13 protein-coding genes and 1 riboswitch are annotated in these 16,256 nt (G+C 74.9%); of the genes, 8 read left to right on the top strand and 5 right to left on the bottom strand.

All coding sequences use genetic code 11. The features are described 5' to 3' along the window. The first annotated feature begins 125 nt into the window (after window positions 1-125). On the top strand, window positions 126-1,382 hold the full coding sequence (locus KDY119_RS01415) for a sensor histidine kinase (protein WP_051136904.1): 1,257 nt from the start codon (window positions 126-128) through the stop codon (window positions 1,380-1,382). Continuing rightward, window positions 1,379-2,074, top strand: coding sequence for a response regulator (locus KDY119_RS01410; RefSeq protein ID WP_036954391.1), 696 nt, complete (start codon window positions 1,379-1,381; stop codon window positions 2,072-2,074). The genes KDY119_RS01415 and KDY119_RS01410 overlap by 4 nt, the downstream gene beginning before the upstream one ends. A gap of 41 nt (window positions 2,075-2,115) precedes the next feature. Here KDY119_RS01410 and KDY119_RS01405 read toward each other — a convergent pair whose 3' ends face one another. Further along, complete coding sequence (locus KDY119_RS01405; RefSeq protein WP_051136903.1) at window positions 2,116-2,445, bottom strand: DUF4235 domain-containing protein; 330 nt, start codon at window positions 2,443-2,445, stop codon at window positions 2,116-2,118. A gap of 128 nt (window positions 2,446-2,573) precedes the next feature. On the opposite strand from KDY119_RS01405, the gene KDY119_RS01400 reads away from it, so the two are divergent. The 4 genes from KDY119_RS01400 (at window position 2,574) to KDY119_RS01385 (ending at window position 6,894) form a co-directional block, all read left to right on the top strand. Next, the gene (locus tag KDY119_RS01400) at window positions 2,574-3,716 is read left to right on the top strand and encodes a LolA family protein (RefSeq protein WP_036954388.1); all 1,143 of its coding nucleotides are present in this window, start codon (window positions 2,574-2,576) and stop codon (window positions 3,714-3,716) included. Continuing rightward, the gene (locus KDY119_RS01395; RefSeq protein ID WP_051136902.1) at window positions 3,713-4,675 is read left to right on the top strand and encodes an ABC transporter ATP-binding protein; all 963 of its coding nucleotides are present in this window, start codon (window positions 3,713-3,715) and stop codon (window positions 4,673-4,675) included. The genes KDY119_RS01400 and KDY119_RS01395 overlap by 4 nt, the downstream gene beginning before the upstream one ends. Continuing rightward, window positions 4,662-5,534, top strand: coding sequence for an ABC transporter permease (locus tag KDY119_RS01390; RefSeq protein WP_036954386.1), 873 nt, complete (start codon window positions 4,662-4,664; stop codon window positions 5,532-5,534). Before KDY119_RS01395 ends, KDY119_RS01390 begins: the two co-directional genes overlap by 14 nt. Window positions 5,535-5,643: 109 nt before the next feature. Further along, window positions 5,644-6,894 carry a CAP domain-containing protein gene (locus KDY119_RS01385; RefSeq protein WP_153021830.1) on the top strand — a complete coding sequence of 417 codons (1,251 nt, stop codon included), beginning with the start codon at window positions 5,644-5,646 and terminating at the stop codon, window positions 6,892-6,894. A 7-nt stretch (window positions 6,895-6,901) separates the two neighbouring features. Here KDY119_RS01385 and KDY119_RS01380 read toward each other — a convergent pair whose 3' ends face one another. The 4 genes from KDY119_RS01380 to KDY119_RS01365 form a co-directional block, all read right to left on the bottom strand. Then, complete coding sequence (locus KDY119_RS01380) at window positions 6,902-8,257, bottom strand: MFS transporter (RefSeq protein ID WP_036954384.1); 1,356 nt, start codon at window positions 8,255-8,257, stop codon at window positions 6,902-6,904. Window positions 8,258-8,323: 66 nt separating this feature from the next. Beyond that, the gene (locus KDY119_RS01375; protein WP_153022648.1) at window positions 8,324-9,424 is read right to left on the bottom strand and encodes an ABC transporter ATP-binding protein; all 1,101 of its coding nucleotides are present in this window, start codon (window positions 9,422-9,424) and stop codon (window positions 8,324-8,326) included. Between the two features lie 5 nt (window positions 9,425-9,429). Next, the gene (locus KDY119_RS01370; RefSeq protein ID WP_083891179.1) at window positions 9,430-11,196 is read right to left on the bottom strand and encodes an ABC transporter permease; all 1,767 of its coding nucleotides are present in this window, start codon (window positions 11,194-11,196) and stop codon (window positions 9,430-9,432) included. A 126-nt stretch (window positions 11,197-11,322) separates the two neighbouring features. Then, on the bottom strand, window positions 11,323-12,441 hold the full coding sequence (locus tag KDY119_RS01365) for a thiamine ABC transporter substrate-binding protein (protein WP_036954846.1): 1,119 nt from the start codon (window positions 12,439-12,441) through the stop codon (window positions 11,323-11,325). 69 nt (window positions 12,442-12,510) lie between these two features. After that, window positions 12,511-12,630: riboswitch (TPP riboswitch) on the bottom strand. Between the two features lie 146 nt (window positions 12,631-12,776). On the opposite strand from KDY119_RS01365, the gene KDY119_RS01360 reads away from it, so the two are divergent. Both KDY119_RS01360 and KDY119_RS01355 read left to right on the top strand, forming a co-directional pair. Continuing rightward, window positions 12,777-13,385 carry a VOC family protein gene (locus KDY119_RS01360; protein WP_194174306.1) on the top strand — a complete coding sequence of 203 codons (609 nt, stop codon included), beginning with the start codon at window positions 12,777-12,779 and terminating at the stop codon, window positions 13,383-13,385. An 81-nt stretch (window positions 13,386-13,466) separates the two neighbouring features. Further along, window positions 13,467-16,187 (top strand): helix-turn-helix transcriptional regulator, encoded by a 2,721-nt coding sequence (locus KDY119_RS01355; RefSeq protein ID WP_036954382.1) that lies wholly within the window; start codon window positions 13,467-13,469, stop codon window positions 16,185-16,187. Window positions 16,188-16,256 lie beyond the last annotated feature (69 nt).

Genomic DNA, 16,256 nt, shown 5'->3' with positions numbered 1-16,256 from the left:
TCCCCACCCCGGCCAGCGCCTGACACAGTCGCGTGCGGCGGTCGGTCGGCAGCGCGACGACGGGCGGTCCCACCCCCTCCTTCGGTCGGTAGTGGGCGGCCGGACCCGTTCTTACAGTCGGGGTCATGGACACGCAGCGCACGACCACCTCGCCGCCCCCCGACGTCGGGTGCGGCGCCCGGCCGTTCCTGATCAGCCGCCGGACGGTCGCCGCACTCGGGACCGGGCTCGCCGTCCTGTCGCTGCTCGCCGTCGCCGGGACGTGGGGCGACGGGTGGGTGCCCCTCGACGTCGTATGCGGCACGCTGGCGGTCGCGACGGGCGTCGAGGTCCTCCGTGCGCTCGGTCGGGCGGACCAGGACCGACGCCTGATCGTCTCGGCGTTCGTGCTCGCGGTGCTCGCCGCACTCTCACCGGCGGGGACGCCGGCCTCGACGATGACCACCGCGGTCGTCGCCCGGGCCGCGCGGCTCCGGGACGCGGTGCCGGTCGCGGCCGCGGGCGTCCTGGGGCACGCGGTCCAGGGGGCGTGGCGCGGCGGAGGCCTGGGATACGGCTGGTGGCTCCTGACCGACGTCGGGGTGCACGCGGCGCTGCTGGGCTGGGGCGCCTACGGGCGTGCGCGGTCCGAGCTGGTCGCCTCGCTGCGGGCACGCGTGCGGGCAGCGGAGGCGGACCGCGACCGCCGGGCCGAGGAGGTCCGCCGTGAGGAGCGGCTGCGGATCGCGCGCGACATGCACGACACGCTCGCTCACCGGCTCTCCCTCGTGGCGACGGCCGCAGGTGCGCTCGCCTACCGCCCCGACGCCCCGCCCGAGCGGCTCGCGCAGGCGGCCGCCGTGGTGCGCGACGGGACGTCGCAGGCGCTCGTCGAGCTCCGCCAGGTCGTCGCCGTGATGCGCGACCCCGACGACGACGTGGTGGGCTTCGCGACCCTCGACGACCTCCTCGCACAGGTGCGGCAGGCGGGGTCCGTCGTCGACGTCGTGACCACGGGCGACGTCGACGACCTCCCGCGGGCGACCCGCAACACGGCGCTGCGCACGGTGCAGGAGTCCCTCACCAACGCCCGCAGGCACGCGCCCGGCTCACCGGTGCACCTCGAGATCGCGGTGTCCGAGGAGGACGTCCGGGTCGTCGCGACCAACCCGGTGACCCCGGGAATGACGTCGGGCGGCACGGTAGGGGACGATCCGGGCATGGACCTCGGCACCGCACCGGTCCTCGCCCCGGCGGGCGTCGCACACCCCGGGGTGGGCCTCATCGGCCTGCGGGAACGCGTGGCCGCGCTCGGGGGCTCGCTCGACGCCGGCGCGGCCCACGGCGCCTGGACGGTCCGGGTCACGCTGCCCCTCCAGGCCGAGGTCGGGGCGGGCGCGTGAGACCCGACCCGGCTCGACGCCAGGCCGTCCGGGTGGTGGTCGTCGACGACGACGCGCTCGTCCGCGCGGCCCTCACCACCATGCTCGACGGCGCCACCGGCGACGACCGCGACGGTCCCCGCCGGCTCGACGTCGTCGGGGAGGCGGACGACGGCGGCGAGGTCGCGGCCGTCCTCGACGCGCACCCCGCGGACGTGGTCCTCATGGACCTGCGCATGCCGCGCGTCGACGGGCTGGAGGCGACGCGGCGCGTCCGTGCCCGGCCCCACGCACCCGAGGTCGTGGTCCTCACGACGTTCGACACCGACGACGAGGTCACGGGTGCCCTGCGTGCGGGGGCACGCGGCTACCTGCTCAAGGACGCCCGGCCCGACCGGATCGTCGCGGCCGTGCTCGCGGCGGCGTCGGGCGAGGCGGTGCTCGCGCCCGCGGTCGCGGGGCAGCTCATGGAGCGGGTCGCGGCGTCGTCGACGGCGCAGGCACGAGCCCGCGCGGCCCTCGACCAGCTGACACCGCGCGAGCAGGAGGTGGCGCGCCTCGTGGCGCAGGGGGCGTCCAACGCCGACGTGGGCCGCGAGCTGTACCTCAGCGTCCCCACGGTCAAGGCGTACGTGTCGAGCATCCTCGACAAGCTGGGGTGCGAGAACCGCACCCGCCTGGCGGTGCTGGTCCACGACGCGACCGGCTCGTAGGCGCGGAGGGGTCGCAGTGGCCGAGTTCCGCCCGGAGCGGCTCAGTCGCCCGGCCACTCCCCCGTCCACCGCTCGAAGGCGCGCGCCCCGGCGCGGTTGACCAGGGCCCGGACGCCCGAGAACACGGCGCCCTGGATGAGCGCGCCGAGCACGACCTCGCGCGCCTTGTACGACGACTCGAGGGGCTTGGGCGCCTGGTCGTCGGGGCCTGGGACGAGGTGCTTGTACACGAGCTTGAAGACGCGCGCCGCGACGAGGCCACCGATGATCGAGCTGATGATCCCGACGGGTCGGTAGAGGATCTTCGCGGCCCTGCGGCGGTCCTGCGCGCGGGCCGGGTCCTCGGGCGCGTCCTGGGTGGAGTCCGTCATGGTTCGACCGTAGCCGCGCCCCCGTCCCCCGGCACGGTGTGCGGCCTACTGTGGGGAAACTGTGCCGGTCCCGGTCGGGGGCGAGCCCCGCCTGGCCACGGGCGCGCCGCAGGGCGCAGGATCGGGGTATGAGCCTCTTCACGCGCCACCCTCGTGCCCGGTGGATCGTGCCGGGCGCGGCCGCCGTCCTCGTCGCCGGCGTCGCGGTCGGGGCGAACGCGGCCACGACGGCCCGCTCGTCCGGCAGCCCCGACCTGCCCCCGACGACGGCCGAGCAGCTTCTCGTCGACCTCCAGCGGCCGACGGCGCAGGCGCTCCAGGGCACCGCGACGGTCAGGGCCGACCTGGGTCTGCCGAGCGTGCCGGGCCTGACCGACACGGCGGGCGCGACGGGCCCCGGCGTGGCCGGGTCGCAGGGCACGACGGGCGCGTCGTCCCTCGTCACCGGCACCCACACCGTGCGGGTGTGGAAGGACGGGCAGGACCGTTCGAAGGTCGCCGTCCTCGCGGACGGCAGCGAGTCCGACGTGATCCGCAACGGCGAGGACGTCTGGCTGTGGTCCGGCGCGGACCGCACGGCCGCGCACGCCACACTGCCGTCGTCGGGCACGAAGCAGAAGCACGACGCCGAGGGCCTGGCGGGTCTCGCGACTCCCGACGCCGTCGCCCGGGCCGCTCTCGCCGCCGTCGACCCGACGACGAAGGTCACGGCGGACGGCACGACCCGCGTCGCCGGGCACGACGCGTACGAGCTGGTGGTCGACCCGAAGACGGACGACACGCTCGTCGACAAGGTCGTCCTCGCCGTCGACGCGAAGACCCACGTCCCGCTGCGCGTCCAGGTCTACTCGACCAAGCGCACCGCCCCGGCCGTCGAGGCAGGGTTCACGTCGGTCAGCTACCGGACCCCGGCCGGCTCGACGTTCGAGTTCACAGCGCCGAAGGGCGTGAAGGTGCAGCGCCTCGAGCTCCCGACCGCGGGCGACCTGCCCCTGACCGGGCTCGGCGCGAGCGCCCAGAAGCCCGACGTCGTCGGGAAGGGCTGGGACGCCGTCGCCGTCGTGACGCTCACGACCGAGCAGCAGAACGCGCTGCGGAACGGTGAGGCGGGCACGCTCGTGGACACGCTGCCGACGGTCTCGGGCGACTGGGGCAGCGGGCGCGTGCTCACGGGGACGCTGTTCACCGCCGTCCTCACGGACGACGGGCGCGTCGCGGTCGGCGCCGTGCCGACGGCGGTGGCCACCGCCGCCCTCGCGCAGACCAAGTGAGCGTCGCCGGCGACGACGCGGGCGCACCCGTGCTCGCGACCTCCGGCCTGACGAAGCGGTTCGGGGGAAAGGGCGGACAGACCGCCGTCGACGCCGTGGACCTGACCGTCCCGCGCGGGGCCGTCTACGGGTTCCTGGGCCCGAACGGGTCGGGCAAGACGACGACGATCCGCATGGTCCTGGGCCTCGTCCGGCCCACGGCGGGCGACGTCCGGCTGCTCGGCGGCCGCGTGCCCGACGACGTCGCGACCGTCCTCCCGCGCGTGGGCGCGCTCGTCGAGGGACCGGGCTTCCACCCGTACCTGAGCGGCCGGGCGAACCTGGCCCGGCTCGACGCCGTGGACCGCCTCGCGGACCCGCGCACGGCGGCGCGGCGCATCGACGAGGCCCTCGACCGCGTGGACCTGCTGGGGTCGGCGCGCAAACGGTTCCGCGCCTACTCGCTGGGCATGCGGCAGCGGCTCGCGATCGCGGCGACCCTGCTGCAGCCGCGCGACCTGCTCGTGCTCGACGAGCCGACCAACGGCCTCGACCCGCAGGGCACGCGCGAGGTCCGCACCCTGATCGGGCGGCTGAACCAGGAGGGCGTGACGCTGCTCGTGTCGAGCCACCTGCTGTCCGAGATCGAGCAGGTGTGCACGCACCTCGGCGTGATGCGGGCGGGGCGGCTCGTCGCCCAGGGCGCGTCGGCCGAGGTCCTCGGGTCGACCCGCCTGTCGGCCGAGGTCACGACCCCCGACGGCGCGCGGGCCGCCGACGTGCTCGCCGGGCTCGGCCTCACCGAAGTCTCCTTCGCCCCCGACGGCGTCACCTTGACCCTCGAGGGCGTCGCGCCCGAGGCGGTGGTCGCCGCGCTCGTGGGGGCCGGCGTGGCGGTCCGGGGTTTCGTCGTCCGGCACGCGACGCTCGAGGACCGCTTCATCGAGCTCACCGGCGGAGGCTTCGATGCCGACGAGTGACGCCGCGCCCGCCGCGCCCCCGGGCACCGCACCCGGCGCCGTCGGGGCGTGGCTACGGTTCCTCCGCTCCGAGCTCCGGCTGATCCTGGGGCGACGGCGCAACCAGGTCGGGCTGGCCGTGCTCGCCGCGGTGCCGGTCGTCATCGCGATCGCCGTGAAGGTCGCGGACCCGACGTCGGCCGGCGACGACTCGACGTTCCTCGACCAGATCACCGGCAACGGGTTCTTCGTGGCGCTCGCCGCGCTCGCGCTCGAGATCGGGCTGTTCCTGCCGCTCGCCGTCGCGGTGCTCGCCGGCGACGCGGTCGCGGGCGAGGCGAACGTGGGGACGCTGCGCGGGCTGCTCGTCGTGCCCGTGACGCGTGGGCGACTGCTCGCCGTGAAGTACGTGGCGCTCGTCGTGGGGGCGCTGCTCGGGGTCGTCCTCGTGGCGGTCGTCGGGCTGGTCGCGGGCGCCGCCCTGTTCGGGCTGCATCCCGTCGTCACGCTGTCCGGGACGACGCTCGGGCTCGGCGCCGGGCTGCTCCGCCTGCTGCTCGTGGTCCTCTACGTGACCGCGTACCTCGCCGCGCTCGGGGCGCTGGGGCTGTTCGTCTCGACGCTCACCGAGCAGCCCATGGGGGCGACCGTCGGGATCATCATCCTCAGCACCGCGATGTGGATCCTCGACTCGATCGAGCAGCTCCACTGGCTGCACCCGTGGCTGCTCGTCGACCACCAGCTCGCGCTCGTCGACCTGCTCCGCGACCCCGTGTACACGCACGACCTGTCGCTCGGGCTGCTGACCGACCTCGCCTACGTCGTCGTGTTCCTCGCCGCCGCGTGGGCGCGGTTCTCGAGCAAGGACGTCACGAGCTGACGGTCGTCTCAGCCGGCTCCCGGGGGCGAACCGTAGTAGCGACAAGTGAATCCTGCACGTCGATGCGTTTCGACGCGCGCGATTGGGTGAAGTTCCACACCATGGGTGAATGACCCGTGCGCAGGGGGGAATCCGCGCGTGGCTCGCCGCGATCGTCGTCGCAGGAGCCACGCTGTTCATCGCACCGACCGCGGCACACGCGTCGGGGGCCGGCACGCTCGTCGCGGACATCAACGCCGCCCGAGCGTCAGCCGGGCTGGGACGGCTCGTCTACGACGGGTCGCTCTCGGGCGTCGCGCAGGCGTGGGCGAACCATATGGCGGCGACCGACACGCTCGCCCACAACCCGTCGACCCCGTCCCAGATCCGCGCCGGCTGGTCGGCCTGGGGCGAGAACGTCGGCTTCACGACCACCGGGAGCGCGAGCACGCTCCATCGGGCGTTCATGGCGTCACCAGGGCACCGCGCCAACATCCTCAAGCGCTCGTTCACGTCGCTCGGCGTCGGCTGGGCCACGAAGAACGGCCACACGTACGTCGCCGAGGTCTTCGCCGCCTATCCGGGCGCCGGCTCGTCGGGCAGCAGCTCGAGCTCCTCGAAGTCGTCCGCGTCGAAGTCGTCCACGTCGAAGGCGTCGACGTCGAAGTCCAAGGCGTCGACGTCGGCAGGCGGCTCCGGGGCGTCGACGTCGAGAACTCAGGGGACGAGCTCGAACCGGGCGGCGTCGTCGGGCGCAGCGACCTCGAGCGCGCGCACCACGACCCCGACCAGCACACCGACACCTGTCCACCCGGACGGACTCGTGCTCGGCGACACCGGGCCCAAGGTGCATGCGATGCAGGTCCGCCTCGGCGTCCACGGGCACGCCGTCCGCGTCGACGGCGTGTTCGGACCCGTCACCGACCGGGCCGTCCGCGCGTTCCAGCACGACGCGCGGCTCCGGGTCGACGGGATCGTCGGCGCGAAGACCCACGCCGCCCTCGCGAAGCCGGCCCCGAAGAAGACCACGCCGAAGAAGACCACGGCCGCGACGAGAGCCCCGGTCGCCGACGAGGCCGTCGCCACCCCGACGACGACCACGCCCGACTCCGCGATGCTGCTCGCCCTGGCGCGCGACCGCGCAGCCGCGCGCTCGGAGACGTCGCGCACGCCACCGCCCACCGCGCTCACGTCGACGGCGGCACCGGCCGCGTTCGCGAGCCCGGTCGCCTTCACCGAGGCGGCCGGGAGCACGACGGGGACGGCCACCACCGACGCCCCGAGGTCCGAGACCGCCGTGGCGCTCGCCGCCCTGCTCACGCTCGCCGCGGCCCTCGCCGCTGCGGGCGCGTGGGTGCTGCGCCGCCGTCGGGCTGGCTGAGAGCGCGTCAACCGCGGACGGGCTCGCCCGGGGGCGGCCAGACGACGGCGTCGTCGGCCCAGGTGTCCGGGGTGCCGATCCGGCGCAGCGAGCGCACCGACGCCGCGATCCCCCAGCTCGCCGCGAGGCCCGCGGCGAAGATGCCGAACGTCCACGTCGGGCCGGACACGCTGAGCAGGACGCCCGCGAGGAACGGCGCGAGCGGGGTGAGCCCGGCCGTGCAGAGCATGAGCACGGAGTTCATCCGACCCTGCAGGTTCCCGGGTGTGATCGCTGCGGCATACCCGATCAGGCCGGCGTTGACGGCGGGGACCGCAAGTCCCGCGAGTCCCATGCCCACGAGGTACCCGGCGTAGGTGCCGGTCACCGGGATCACGAACGCGCCGATCACCACGACGAACAGCAGAGCGACGGCCAGGCGCCCGGCCGGGAAGCGCGCGACCAGGCGACCCGCCGCGAGCGAGCCGACGAGCATCGCGGCGCCGCTCACCCCGTCGATCAGGCCGATCCGGAACGGCGCGGTGTGCAGGTCGGCGAGGTGGAGGTTCAGGCCGGCGAACAGACCGTTGAAAGTCAGGTTGATCAGCGCGAACACCCCGAGCGACGCCCGCAGGAACGGGATGGACATGACGTAGCGCCAACCCTCGACGAGCTCCCGCCGGGCAGGCTCACGCTCGCTCTTGTGCTTGACGGGTTCGCCGAGCCGCACGCGGACGCCCAGCGCGCACACCAGCGCCACCAGGTGCCCGACGGCGCCCGCGAGCGCCGGCAGGACGCGCGAGACCGCGTACAGGAGCCCGCCGAGGGGGCTCGCGACGAGGCTCGCGACGGCCGACCGGCCCTGGACGGCCGCCATCGCGGACCCGAGCTGCGGCGTCGGGACGACGTGCCGGATCGCCGCGGACTCGGCGGGCTCGTAGACGGCGCGGGCGACCGCGGCGAGGAACGCGGCGATCGCGAGGTGGAGGGTCGTGATGCCGCCGAGGAGCGAGGCGACACCGAGACTCCCCCACGCTGCCAGCCCGAGGATGCTGCACCCGACGACGATCGTGCGTCGGTCCCAGCGGTCGGCGACGACGCCCGCGGGCAGCGTCGCGACGAGCGCGCCGACCTGCGCGACCGCGCCGATGGTCCCGGCGACGACGAGCGAGCCGCTCAGCGCGAGCGCGAGCAGCGGCACCGCGAACGTCGCCATCCCGGAGCCCACGACCTCGACGGTCTTGCCGGTCATGAGGAGCATGTAGGGGCGGTTGTGCCAGAGGGTCGGCGGCGTGCTCACGGCGGGCGGGGCGGCGGCGGTCGAGCCCGCGGGCGCGGCGTCCGTCTCGTCCGCGTGTCCCGGTGTCGTCGTCGGCTCGATCATCCAGACACGATATATCGCGTCTTACGCCGGGGTCCACCCCCTCTCCGGGGAGCACACCCGGGCGCCCTACGGCGTCGTGGGGATGGACTCCTGCCGCGCGGGCGCTTCCCGTCCGACGACGGCGCAGCCCGCGGGGTCCAGCGCCACCCGTACCCGCGTCCCCGGCTCGGGCGCCGCGCCCGCCGCCACGGCCACGAGCCGCTCCACCCCGGCCGGTCCCTCGACGTCGAGCGTGACCTCGACGCCCCGCGGCCGGAACACGGACTCGACCACGGTCGCGGGCCAGGTGTTCGCGGGGGCCGCTGCGCCGTCGTCGGGCAGGACACGGAGCCCGGCCGGCCCCACCGCCACCGACCTGTCAGGACCTCGTGACCCGCGAGGCCCACCAGGTTCCGACGGCCCGCCCGGATCGAGCGCGGAGGCGGGCCAGAACGCCTGGTAGCCCAGGAACTCGGCGACCGCGCGCGACGCCGGGGCCCGCCAGAGCTCGGGCGGCGTCGCGACCTGCAGCACCTTCCCGCGCGCCATCACGGCGACCCGGTCGGCGACCTCGAACGCCTCGTCATGGTCGTGGGTCACGAAGACGGCGGTCGTACCGGTCTCCCGCAGCGCCACGCGCAGGTCCGTCGCGAGGCGCTCGCGCAGGCCGCGGTCGAGCGCGGACAGGGGCTCGTCGAGCAGCAGCAGCCGCGGCCGGGGCGCGAGCGCCCGGGCCAGCGCGACACGCTGCCGCTCGCCGCCCGAGAGCGTCGCGACCTGCCGGTCCCCGTACCCTTCGAGCCCGACGACGCCGAGCAGCTCGGCGACGCGATCGCGCCGGGCGTCGCGCGGCACCCGCTCGACCCGCAGCCCGTACTCCACGTTGCCCGCGACCGTGCGGTGCGGGAAGAGCTGTCCGTCCTGGAACATCAGGCCGAACCCGCGCCGGTGCACCGGGACGCCGTCGAGGTCGCCGCCGTCCCACGTGACCCGGCCCGCAGCGACCGGCTCGAGCCCCGCGACCGCTCGTAGCAGGCTCGACTTGCCGCACCCGCTCGGCCCGAGCAGCGCGAGCGTCTCACCGCGCGCGACGCCGAGGGACACGCCGTCGACAGCCGTCACCGCTGCCTTGCGTCTCCCGGCGTCGTAGCGCACGACGACGTCCCGCACCACGAGCCCGTCGCCCACCTCGCTCACAGCTCACCTCCGTCACGCTCGCCGCGCAGCTGCTCGGCGGCCAGCATCACGACGGCCGTCAGGGCCGCCAGCACGCACGACGCCGCGAGCGCCATGCCGTAGTTGCCCTGTCCGGGGCGTCCGATCAGGTCGAAGATCGCGACCGGCAGGGTCGCGGCGTCCGGGCGCGCGAGGAACGACGTCGCCCCGAACTCTCCCAGGCTCGCCGCGAAGGCGAACCCGATCGCGAGGCCCAGCGAGCGGGCCGCGAGGGGCACGTCGACCGTCCGCAGGACGCGCCCGGGCGCGGCGCCCAGGGTCGACGCCGCCTCGCGCAGCCGCGGGTCGATCGCCCGCAGCACCGGCAGGACCGTCCGGACGACGAGCGGCACCGCGACGACCGCCTGCGCGATCGGCACCAGCAGGCCCGCGGTCCGCAGGTCGACGGGCAGCCCGAGCGGCCTGTCGAGCGTCACGAGGAACCCGAACCCCACGGTCACCGCCGACACCCCGAGCGGCAGCATGAACAGCGAGTCCAGGGTCGCGACCGCCCGACGCCCGACCCGGCGCCGCGGACGCCGCGACACGACGAGCGCCACGAGCCCACCCACGACGAGCGCGATCGCCGTCGCGACCAGCGCGATCCGCACCGAGTTCCACGTCGCGTCCCAGACCGTGACGCTGAGCGCCCCACGGTCCCCGGTCGACCCCAGGGCCCGGTAGTTCGCGAGCGACCACGCGCCGTCCACGTGCAACGACCGGACGAGCAGGTTCACCAGGGGCGTCGCCAGGAGCACCACCACGACGACGGCGGTCACGACGAACGGCACCAGGTCACCCCCCAGCGCCGACCGCGTCCCGTCCGGGCCGCGCCCCCACAGCCGCAGGCGCCGGTCCGACGCGCGGTCCGACCCCAGGCTCAGCGCACGCTCCCGGCGGGCCCGCGTCCGCGACGCCACCAGCAGCACCGCCGCCACGACGACGAGCTGCACCACCGACAGCACCGACGCCGTCCGCAGGTCCAGGAACTGCGTCGTCTGGATCCAGATCTCCGTCTCGATCGTCCCGTACTGCAGGCCGCCCAGGACCAGGACGACACCGAACGCCGTCGCGCAGAACAGGAACACGATGCTCGCCGCGCTCGCGATCGCGGGCGCCAACGCGGGCAGCGTGACCGTCCGGAATGCACGCCACGACGACGCACCCAACGCCCGAGCCGCCTGCTCCGCCCGCGGGTCCAGGCGCGCCCAGAGCCCGCCGACCGTCCGCACGACGACCGTGTAGTTGAAGAACACCAGCGCCAGGACGATCGCCGTGAACGTGCCGTCCAGGTGCAGGAACCCGAGCGGCCCGCCCTCGACCAGCAGCGACCGGAACGCCACCCCCACGACGACCGTCGGCAGGACGAACGGCACCGTCACCAGCGCCCGCACCAGCCCGCGCCCCGGCCAGCGGCACCGGAACAGCACGTACGCGCCCGGCACGCCCAGCAGCACCGACGCCGCCGTCCCGAGCACCGCCTGCCCGAGCGTCAGACCGACGATCCGCCACGTCCGCGGGGTGCTGAACGCCTCCCCGAACCCGCCCAGGTCCAGGTGCCCGTCCGCGACGAACCCCTTGCCCACGAGGGTGAGGACGGGCCACGCGAAGAAGACGACGAGGAACGCGAGGGGAACCACGACGGCGAGCCCCCAGAGCGTGACCCGGGCGACCGGGAGGCCGGACTTTGCGGGCGACGTGGGTGCGTCCGGGGCCGGGCGGGGAGTGTGCGCGCGACCTACCATCCGGACCCTCGTTCCTCGGGCCCTCCCGCCGGCCCCGCCACGGTCACGCGCGCACTCCCCGTCCGACCCCTCAGGTGACCGTCGTCGCCTTCGCGGTGCCTCGCCCGGGACAAGCCCGAGAAGAGATCAGCCAACGACAGCAGCCGTCCACGCCTTGATCCACGCCTCGCGGTTCTTGGTGATGTCCGCGGCGGGCACGTCGAGCGGCTTCGTCGCGAGCGGCGCGAACTTCTTCCACGCGGTCGGGATCGTCGCGGCCGGGTTCACGGGGTACATGTACATGAGGTCGGGGATCGTGGACTGGACCTCGGTGGACTGCAGCCAGTCGACGACCTTCGCGGCGGCGGCGGGGTTCTTCGCGCCGTCGAGGACGCCGGCGTACTCGACCTGCCGGAAGCAGGTGTCGAGCAGTGCGCCGGTCGTGGTGGACGACTTGTCCTTGCTGAGCGTGAAGGCGGGCGACGAGGAGTACGACAGCACGATCGGGCGCGGACCCTTGCCGTCGGCGCCGGAGAAGTCGGTGTAGTACGCGTCCTCCCAGCCCTGGTCGACCTTCAGCCCGTTGGCCTTGAGGGCCTTCCAGTAGTCGAGGTACCCGTCCTCGCCCTTGGCACTGATCGTGGCGAGGAGGAACGCGAGCCCGGGCGACGACGTCGCGGGGTTCTCGACGACGGTGAGGTCCTTGTAGGCGGGGCGGGTGAGGTCGTCGAGGGTCTTCGGCTCAGCGACGCCCTTCTTGGTGAACCAGGCGTGGTCGACGTTGAGGCACACGTCCCCGTAGTCGACGGGGGTGAGCTGCTGCTTCCCGTCGCTGCCGTCGACGGCGTACTGCGCAGCCTGGGAGGGCTGGTCGGCGGGCGTGTGGTCCGCGAGGACGCCGGCGTCGACGGCGCGGGTCGCGAACGTGTTGTCGATGCCGAACACGGCGTCACCCAGCGGCGAGTCCTTGGTGAGGACGAGCTGGTTGGTGAGCTGGCCGGCGTCGCCCTGCTTGATGATCTTGACGGTGATGCCCGTCTTCTTCTCGAACGCGGCGAGCTGCTTCTTGTCGACGGAGAAGGAGTCGTGCGTGACGAGCGTGACGGGTCCGGTCGCGCTCGCGCTGCTCCCGGCCGACGACGGCGCGGCCTTGGCGTCGTCGTCGGACGAGCACCCGGCGAGCGCGAGGGTGAGGGCGGCGACGGCTGCCGTGGTGCCGGCCGCGAGGGTGGTGCTGCGGGCTCGACGCCCGGTGGTGTGCTGCAACGTGTCCTCCACAGGTGCTGGAGGGGCGTGCGTGGCAGGCGCCGGGCGGCTGCTCGACGCGCACCACGACGGAAGAGATTCCCGACTTCCTCCACCGGTACTAACCGGGTCAGGTTCGAGGGTCTGCGGTGGGTCCCGCACTCTCAGCGCCCATCCGCCGGGGCGGACGACGCTCCCCTGTCGTTCGTCCCCAGCCTACCGCCCGGGTGCGGCGCCCCGGGGTCCCCCGGGCACGGTCCAGGGGTTTCCCCTGGGGCGACCGGGGTGCGTCCGGCGTGACGGTGGTCCCACAGCGCCTGACGGCGCACCGAGCACCACTGGACTAGGAGCTGATCATGGTGGACTTCAAGGTCGAGATCGTCGTTCTTCCCGTCTCGGACGTGGACCGGGCGAAGGACTTCTACGAGCAGGCGTTCGGCGTCCCGGTGGACGTCGACTACGCCGGCCCGGACGGGTTCCGCATCGTCCACATCACGCCTCCCGGGTCGATGGCTTCGGTCGTCTTCGGCAGCGGGATCACGGACGAGGCACCCGGGACCTCGCGGACGGTGCATCTCGTCGTCGACGACGTCTTCGAGGCGCGCAAGGAGCTCGAGGCCCGGGGCACCGACGTGAGCGACGTCTTCCACGACGCGGGCGGGGTCTTCCACCACGCCGGCACCACGGACCGCGTCCCCGGGCCCGACCCGGACCGCCGCTCGTACGGATCCTGGTTCTCGTTCGAGGACCCGGACGGGAACCAGCTCTTCGTGCAGGAGGTCACGGCGCGGAACCCCGGGCGGATCAAGCACGTCGTCTACGGCTCGGTGGACGAGCTCGAGGGCGCGCTGCGAGACGCGGCCGAGGCGCACGGGATGTTCGAGTCGGAGCTCGGACGGCGCGACGAGGAGTGGCCGTCCTGGTACGCCGCCCACATGGCGCGGCAGGCGGGCCTCGCGGTGTGACCGGCCCGACGGCGTCGGCCTTGGCGCGTCGCCCCCGGGCGGGGAGGATGGTCTTCCGACCGTCCACGCCCGGGAGGCGCCGTGCCGCACCGCACCCCAGGTCCCGAGCTCCGGGGCCGACGGGCCGAGCTCCGTGAGCTCGACCAGGTCCTGCGCGACGTCCGCGACGGCCGGAGCCGCGTCCTGGTCCTGCGGGGCGAGGCGGGCGTCGGCAAGACGGCGCTCCTGGACCACCTGACCGAGCGCGCCGCGCCGGCCCGGGTGCTCCGGGCAGGCGGGGTGGAGCCGGAGAGCGAGATCGCCTACTCGGGCCTCCAGCAGCTGTGCGCGCCGCTGCTCCCGCAGCTGGAAGCGCTCCCGGCGCCGCAGCGCGACGCGCTCTCGACCGCCTTCGGTCTGGGCGTCGGCGAGCCCCCGAGCGCCCTCCTCGTGGGGCTGGGCGTCCTGAGCCTGCTGGCCGAGTCCGCGTCGACGCAGCCGCTGGTGTGCGTCGTCGACGACGCCCAGTGGCTCGACCGGATGTCCCAGGTCGTGCTGACCTTCGTCGCCCGCCGGCTCGACGCCGAGTCCGTCGCCCTCGTCCTCGGAGCACGCGCGGCCGACGACGACGCTCTCGCGGACCTCCCGGCACTCCGGCTCGCCGGTCTGCCGCCCGCCGACGCGCGGGCGCTCCTCGACTCGGTCCTCACGGGTCCCGTCGACGACCAGGTCCGGGAACGCATCGTCGCCGAGACGAGGGGCAACCCCCTCGCGCTCCTCGAGCTGCCGCACGAGCTGACCGCCACCGAGCTGGCGTTCGGGTTCGGGGCGCCGGGCTCGCCCGAGCTCGCGAACCGCGTCGAGGCCGGCTTCGCGGCACGGATCGAGCGGCTCCCCGCCGACAGCCGCCAGCTGGTGCTGGCCGCCGCGCTGGAGCCGACGGGCGACGTCCCGCTCCTCTGGCGGACCTGCGAGCGGCTCTGGATCACGCACGACGCCGCTGCCGCCGCCGAGTCCGCGGGGCTGCTCGAGGTGGGCGCTCGGGTCCGCTTCCGCCACCCGCTCGCCCGGTCGGCCGCCTGGCGGTCGGCGGACCCCGCGGAGCAGCGTGAGGCGCACCGGGCGATCGCCGACGCGACCGACGTCGACCTCGACCCCGACCGGCGCGCGTGGCACCGCGCCTACTCGCTCGCGGGCCCCGACGAGGACGTCGCGGCGGAGCTCGACCGCTCGGCCGCGCGGGCGCTCGCGCGGGGTGGCCGTTCGGCGGCCGCCGCCTTCCTCGAGCGCGCCGCCGAGCTGACCCCGGACCCCGTCTGCCGCGCGACCCGTGTGCTCGCCGCGGCGAGCGCGCGACTCGCCTCGGGTGCCTTGGACGCGGTGCCGGACCTGCTGGCCGCCGCGGAGCTCTGCCCGCTCGACACGGTGCAGCAGGCGACCCTGGAACGGCTGCGTGCCCAGGCGACGTTCGCCGTCGACCCGGGGCGGGCCTCCGCCCCGCCGCTGCTGGCGGCTGCGCAGAGGCTCGAGAAGCTCGACCCCGGCGCCGCGCGGGAGACCTACCTGTGGGCCCTGACGGCCGCCATGCAGGCGGGCCGGTTCGAGCACGGGCTGGTGCGGCAGGTCGCGGAGGCGGCGCGTTCGGTCCCGCCGGCCGACGACCCGGTCGGCCTTCTGGTGGCGGGGCTCACGGCGCGCTACCTCGACGGGTACGCGGCTGCCGTCGCACCGTTCCGGCGCGCCGTCGAGGCGATCCGGGACGACGAGGACCTGCGGCTCCTCGGGGTTGCAGGACCGGTGTGCCAGGAGATCTGCCACGACGAGGCGTGGTGGCGGCTCACCGAGCGCGCGGTGCAGTACGCACGTCGCACGGCTGACCTGTCGCTCCTGCCCACCGCGCTGACGTTCCGTGCGGTGGCGCTGGTCTGGGCGGGCCGGTTCGCCGACGCCGCGAGCCTGGCCGACGAGGCCGAGGCCCTCGCGCAGACCACCGGCGTGGCTCCGCACCCGTCCGGCATCCTGATGCTCGCTGCCTACCGCGGCGACGAGGCAGCCGGCCTCGACCGGATCGACGCCGTCGTCTCCGACGCCGAGGCACGGGGGCAGGGCCGCCTGATCGGGCTCGCCCTCTACTGCAGAGCGCTCCTCCTCAACGGGCTGGGGCGCTACCAGTCCGCGCTCGACGCCGCCCGGAAGGGCGCGGCGTACGAGGACCTCTCGGTCTTCAGCTGGACCCTCGTGGAGCTCGTCGAGGCGGCCGCCCGGTCCGGGGACGAGGCGACCGCGCGCGACGCCCGGGACCGCCTCGCCGCGCGGACGAGTGCGGCCGGCACCGACTGGAGCCTGGGCATCCAGGCCGGGGTCGACGCGATCGTCAGCCCGGCGGGCGAGGCCGAGGACCGGTTCCGGGAGGCGATCGAGCGTCTGGGCAGCACGCGGCTCACGCTGCACCGGGCGCGCATCCAGCTGCAGTACGGCGAGTGGCTGCGGCGGGAGAACAGGCGCACGGACGCACGCGAGCAGCTGCGCGCCGCCCACGAGGCCTACGCGGCGTCGGGCGCCGAGGCGTTCGCCGCGCGTGCCGCGCGCGAGCTCGCGGCGACGGGCGAGACCGTGCGCAAGCGGTCGACGGGGTCGCCCGACCAGCTCACCGCGCAGGAGGCGCAGATCGCGCGGCTCGCCGTCGCCGGTCGGACCAACCCGGAGATCGGCGCCGTCCTCTTCCTCAGCCCGCGGACCGTGGAGTGGCACCTGCGGAAGGTGTTCACCAAGCTCGGGATCACGTCGCGGCGGGAGCTGGCGAGCGCGCTGCGCCGGCCCTGAGGCGCACGCACGACCCGCCACCTCCGACGGCGGTGCCGGAGACCAGGGTGTCACCCTGGCGCGAAGCGG

The organism is Luteimicrobium xylanilyticum (genome assembly GCF_009429125.1).
In the GTDB taxonomy this organism is placed as follows: domain Bacteria; phylum Actinomycetota; class Actinomycetes; order Actinomycetales; family Cellulomonadaceae; genus Luteimicrobium; species Luteimicrobium xylanilyticum.
This window is presented reverse-complemented; position numbering and strand designations above follow the sequence as displayed.

Excerpts from the sequence above, each read along its gene's own strand:
- KDY119_RS01385 (WP_153021830.1), top strand. The coding sequence starts at position 5,644 with ATGACCCGTGCGCAGGGGGGAATCCGCGCGTGGCTCGCCGCGATCGTC.
- KDY119_RS01360 (WP_194174306.1), top strand. The coding sequence starts at position 12,777 with ATGGTGGACTTCAAGGTCGAGATCGTCGTTCTTCCCGTCTCGGACGTG.
- KDY119_RS01370 (WP_083891179.1), bottom strand. The coding sequence starts at position 11,196 with ATGGTAGGTCGCGCGCACACTCCCCGCCCGGCCCCGGACGCACCCACG.
- KDY119_RS01380 (WP_036954384.1), bottom strand. The coding sequence starts at position 8,257 with ATGATCGAGCCGACGACGACACCGGGACACGCGGACGAGACGGACGCC.
- KDY119_RS01405 (WP_051136903.1), bottom strand. The coding sequence starts at position 2,445 with ATGACGGACTCCACCCAGGACGCGCCCGAGGACCCGGCCCGCGCGCAG.
- KDY119_RS01400 (WP_036954388.1), top strand. The coding sequence starts at position 2,574 with ATGAGCCTCTTCACGCGCCACCCTCGTGCCCGGTGGATCGTGCCGGGC.
- KDY119_RS01415 (WP_051136904.1), top strand. The coding sequence starts at position 126 with ATGGACACGCAGCGCACGACCACCTCGCCGCCCCCCGACGTCGGGTGC.
- KDY119_RS01390 (WP_036954386.1), top strand. The coding sequence starts at position 4,662 with ATGCCGACGAGTGACGCCGCGCCCGCCGCGCCCCCGGGCACCGCACCC.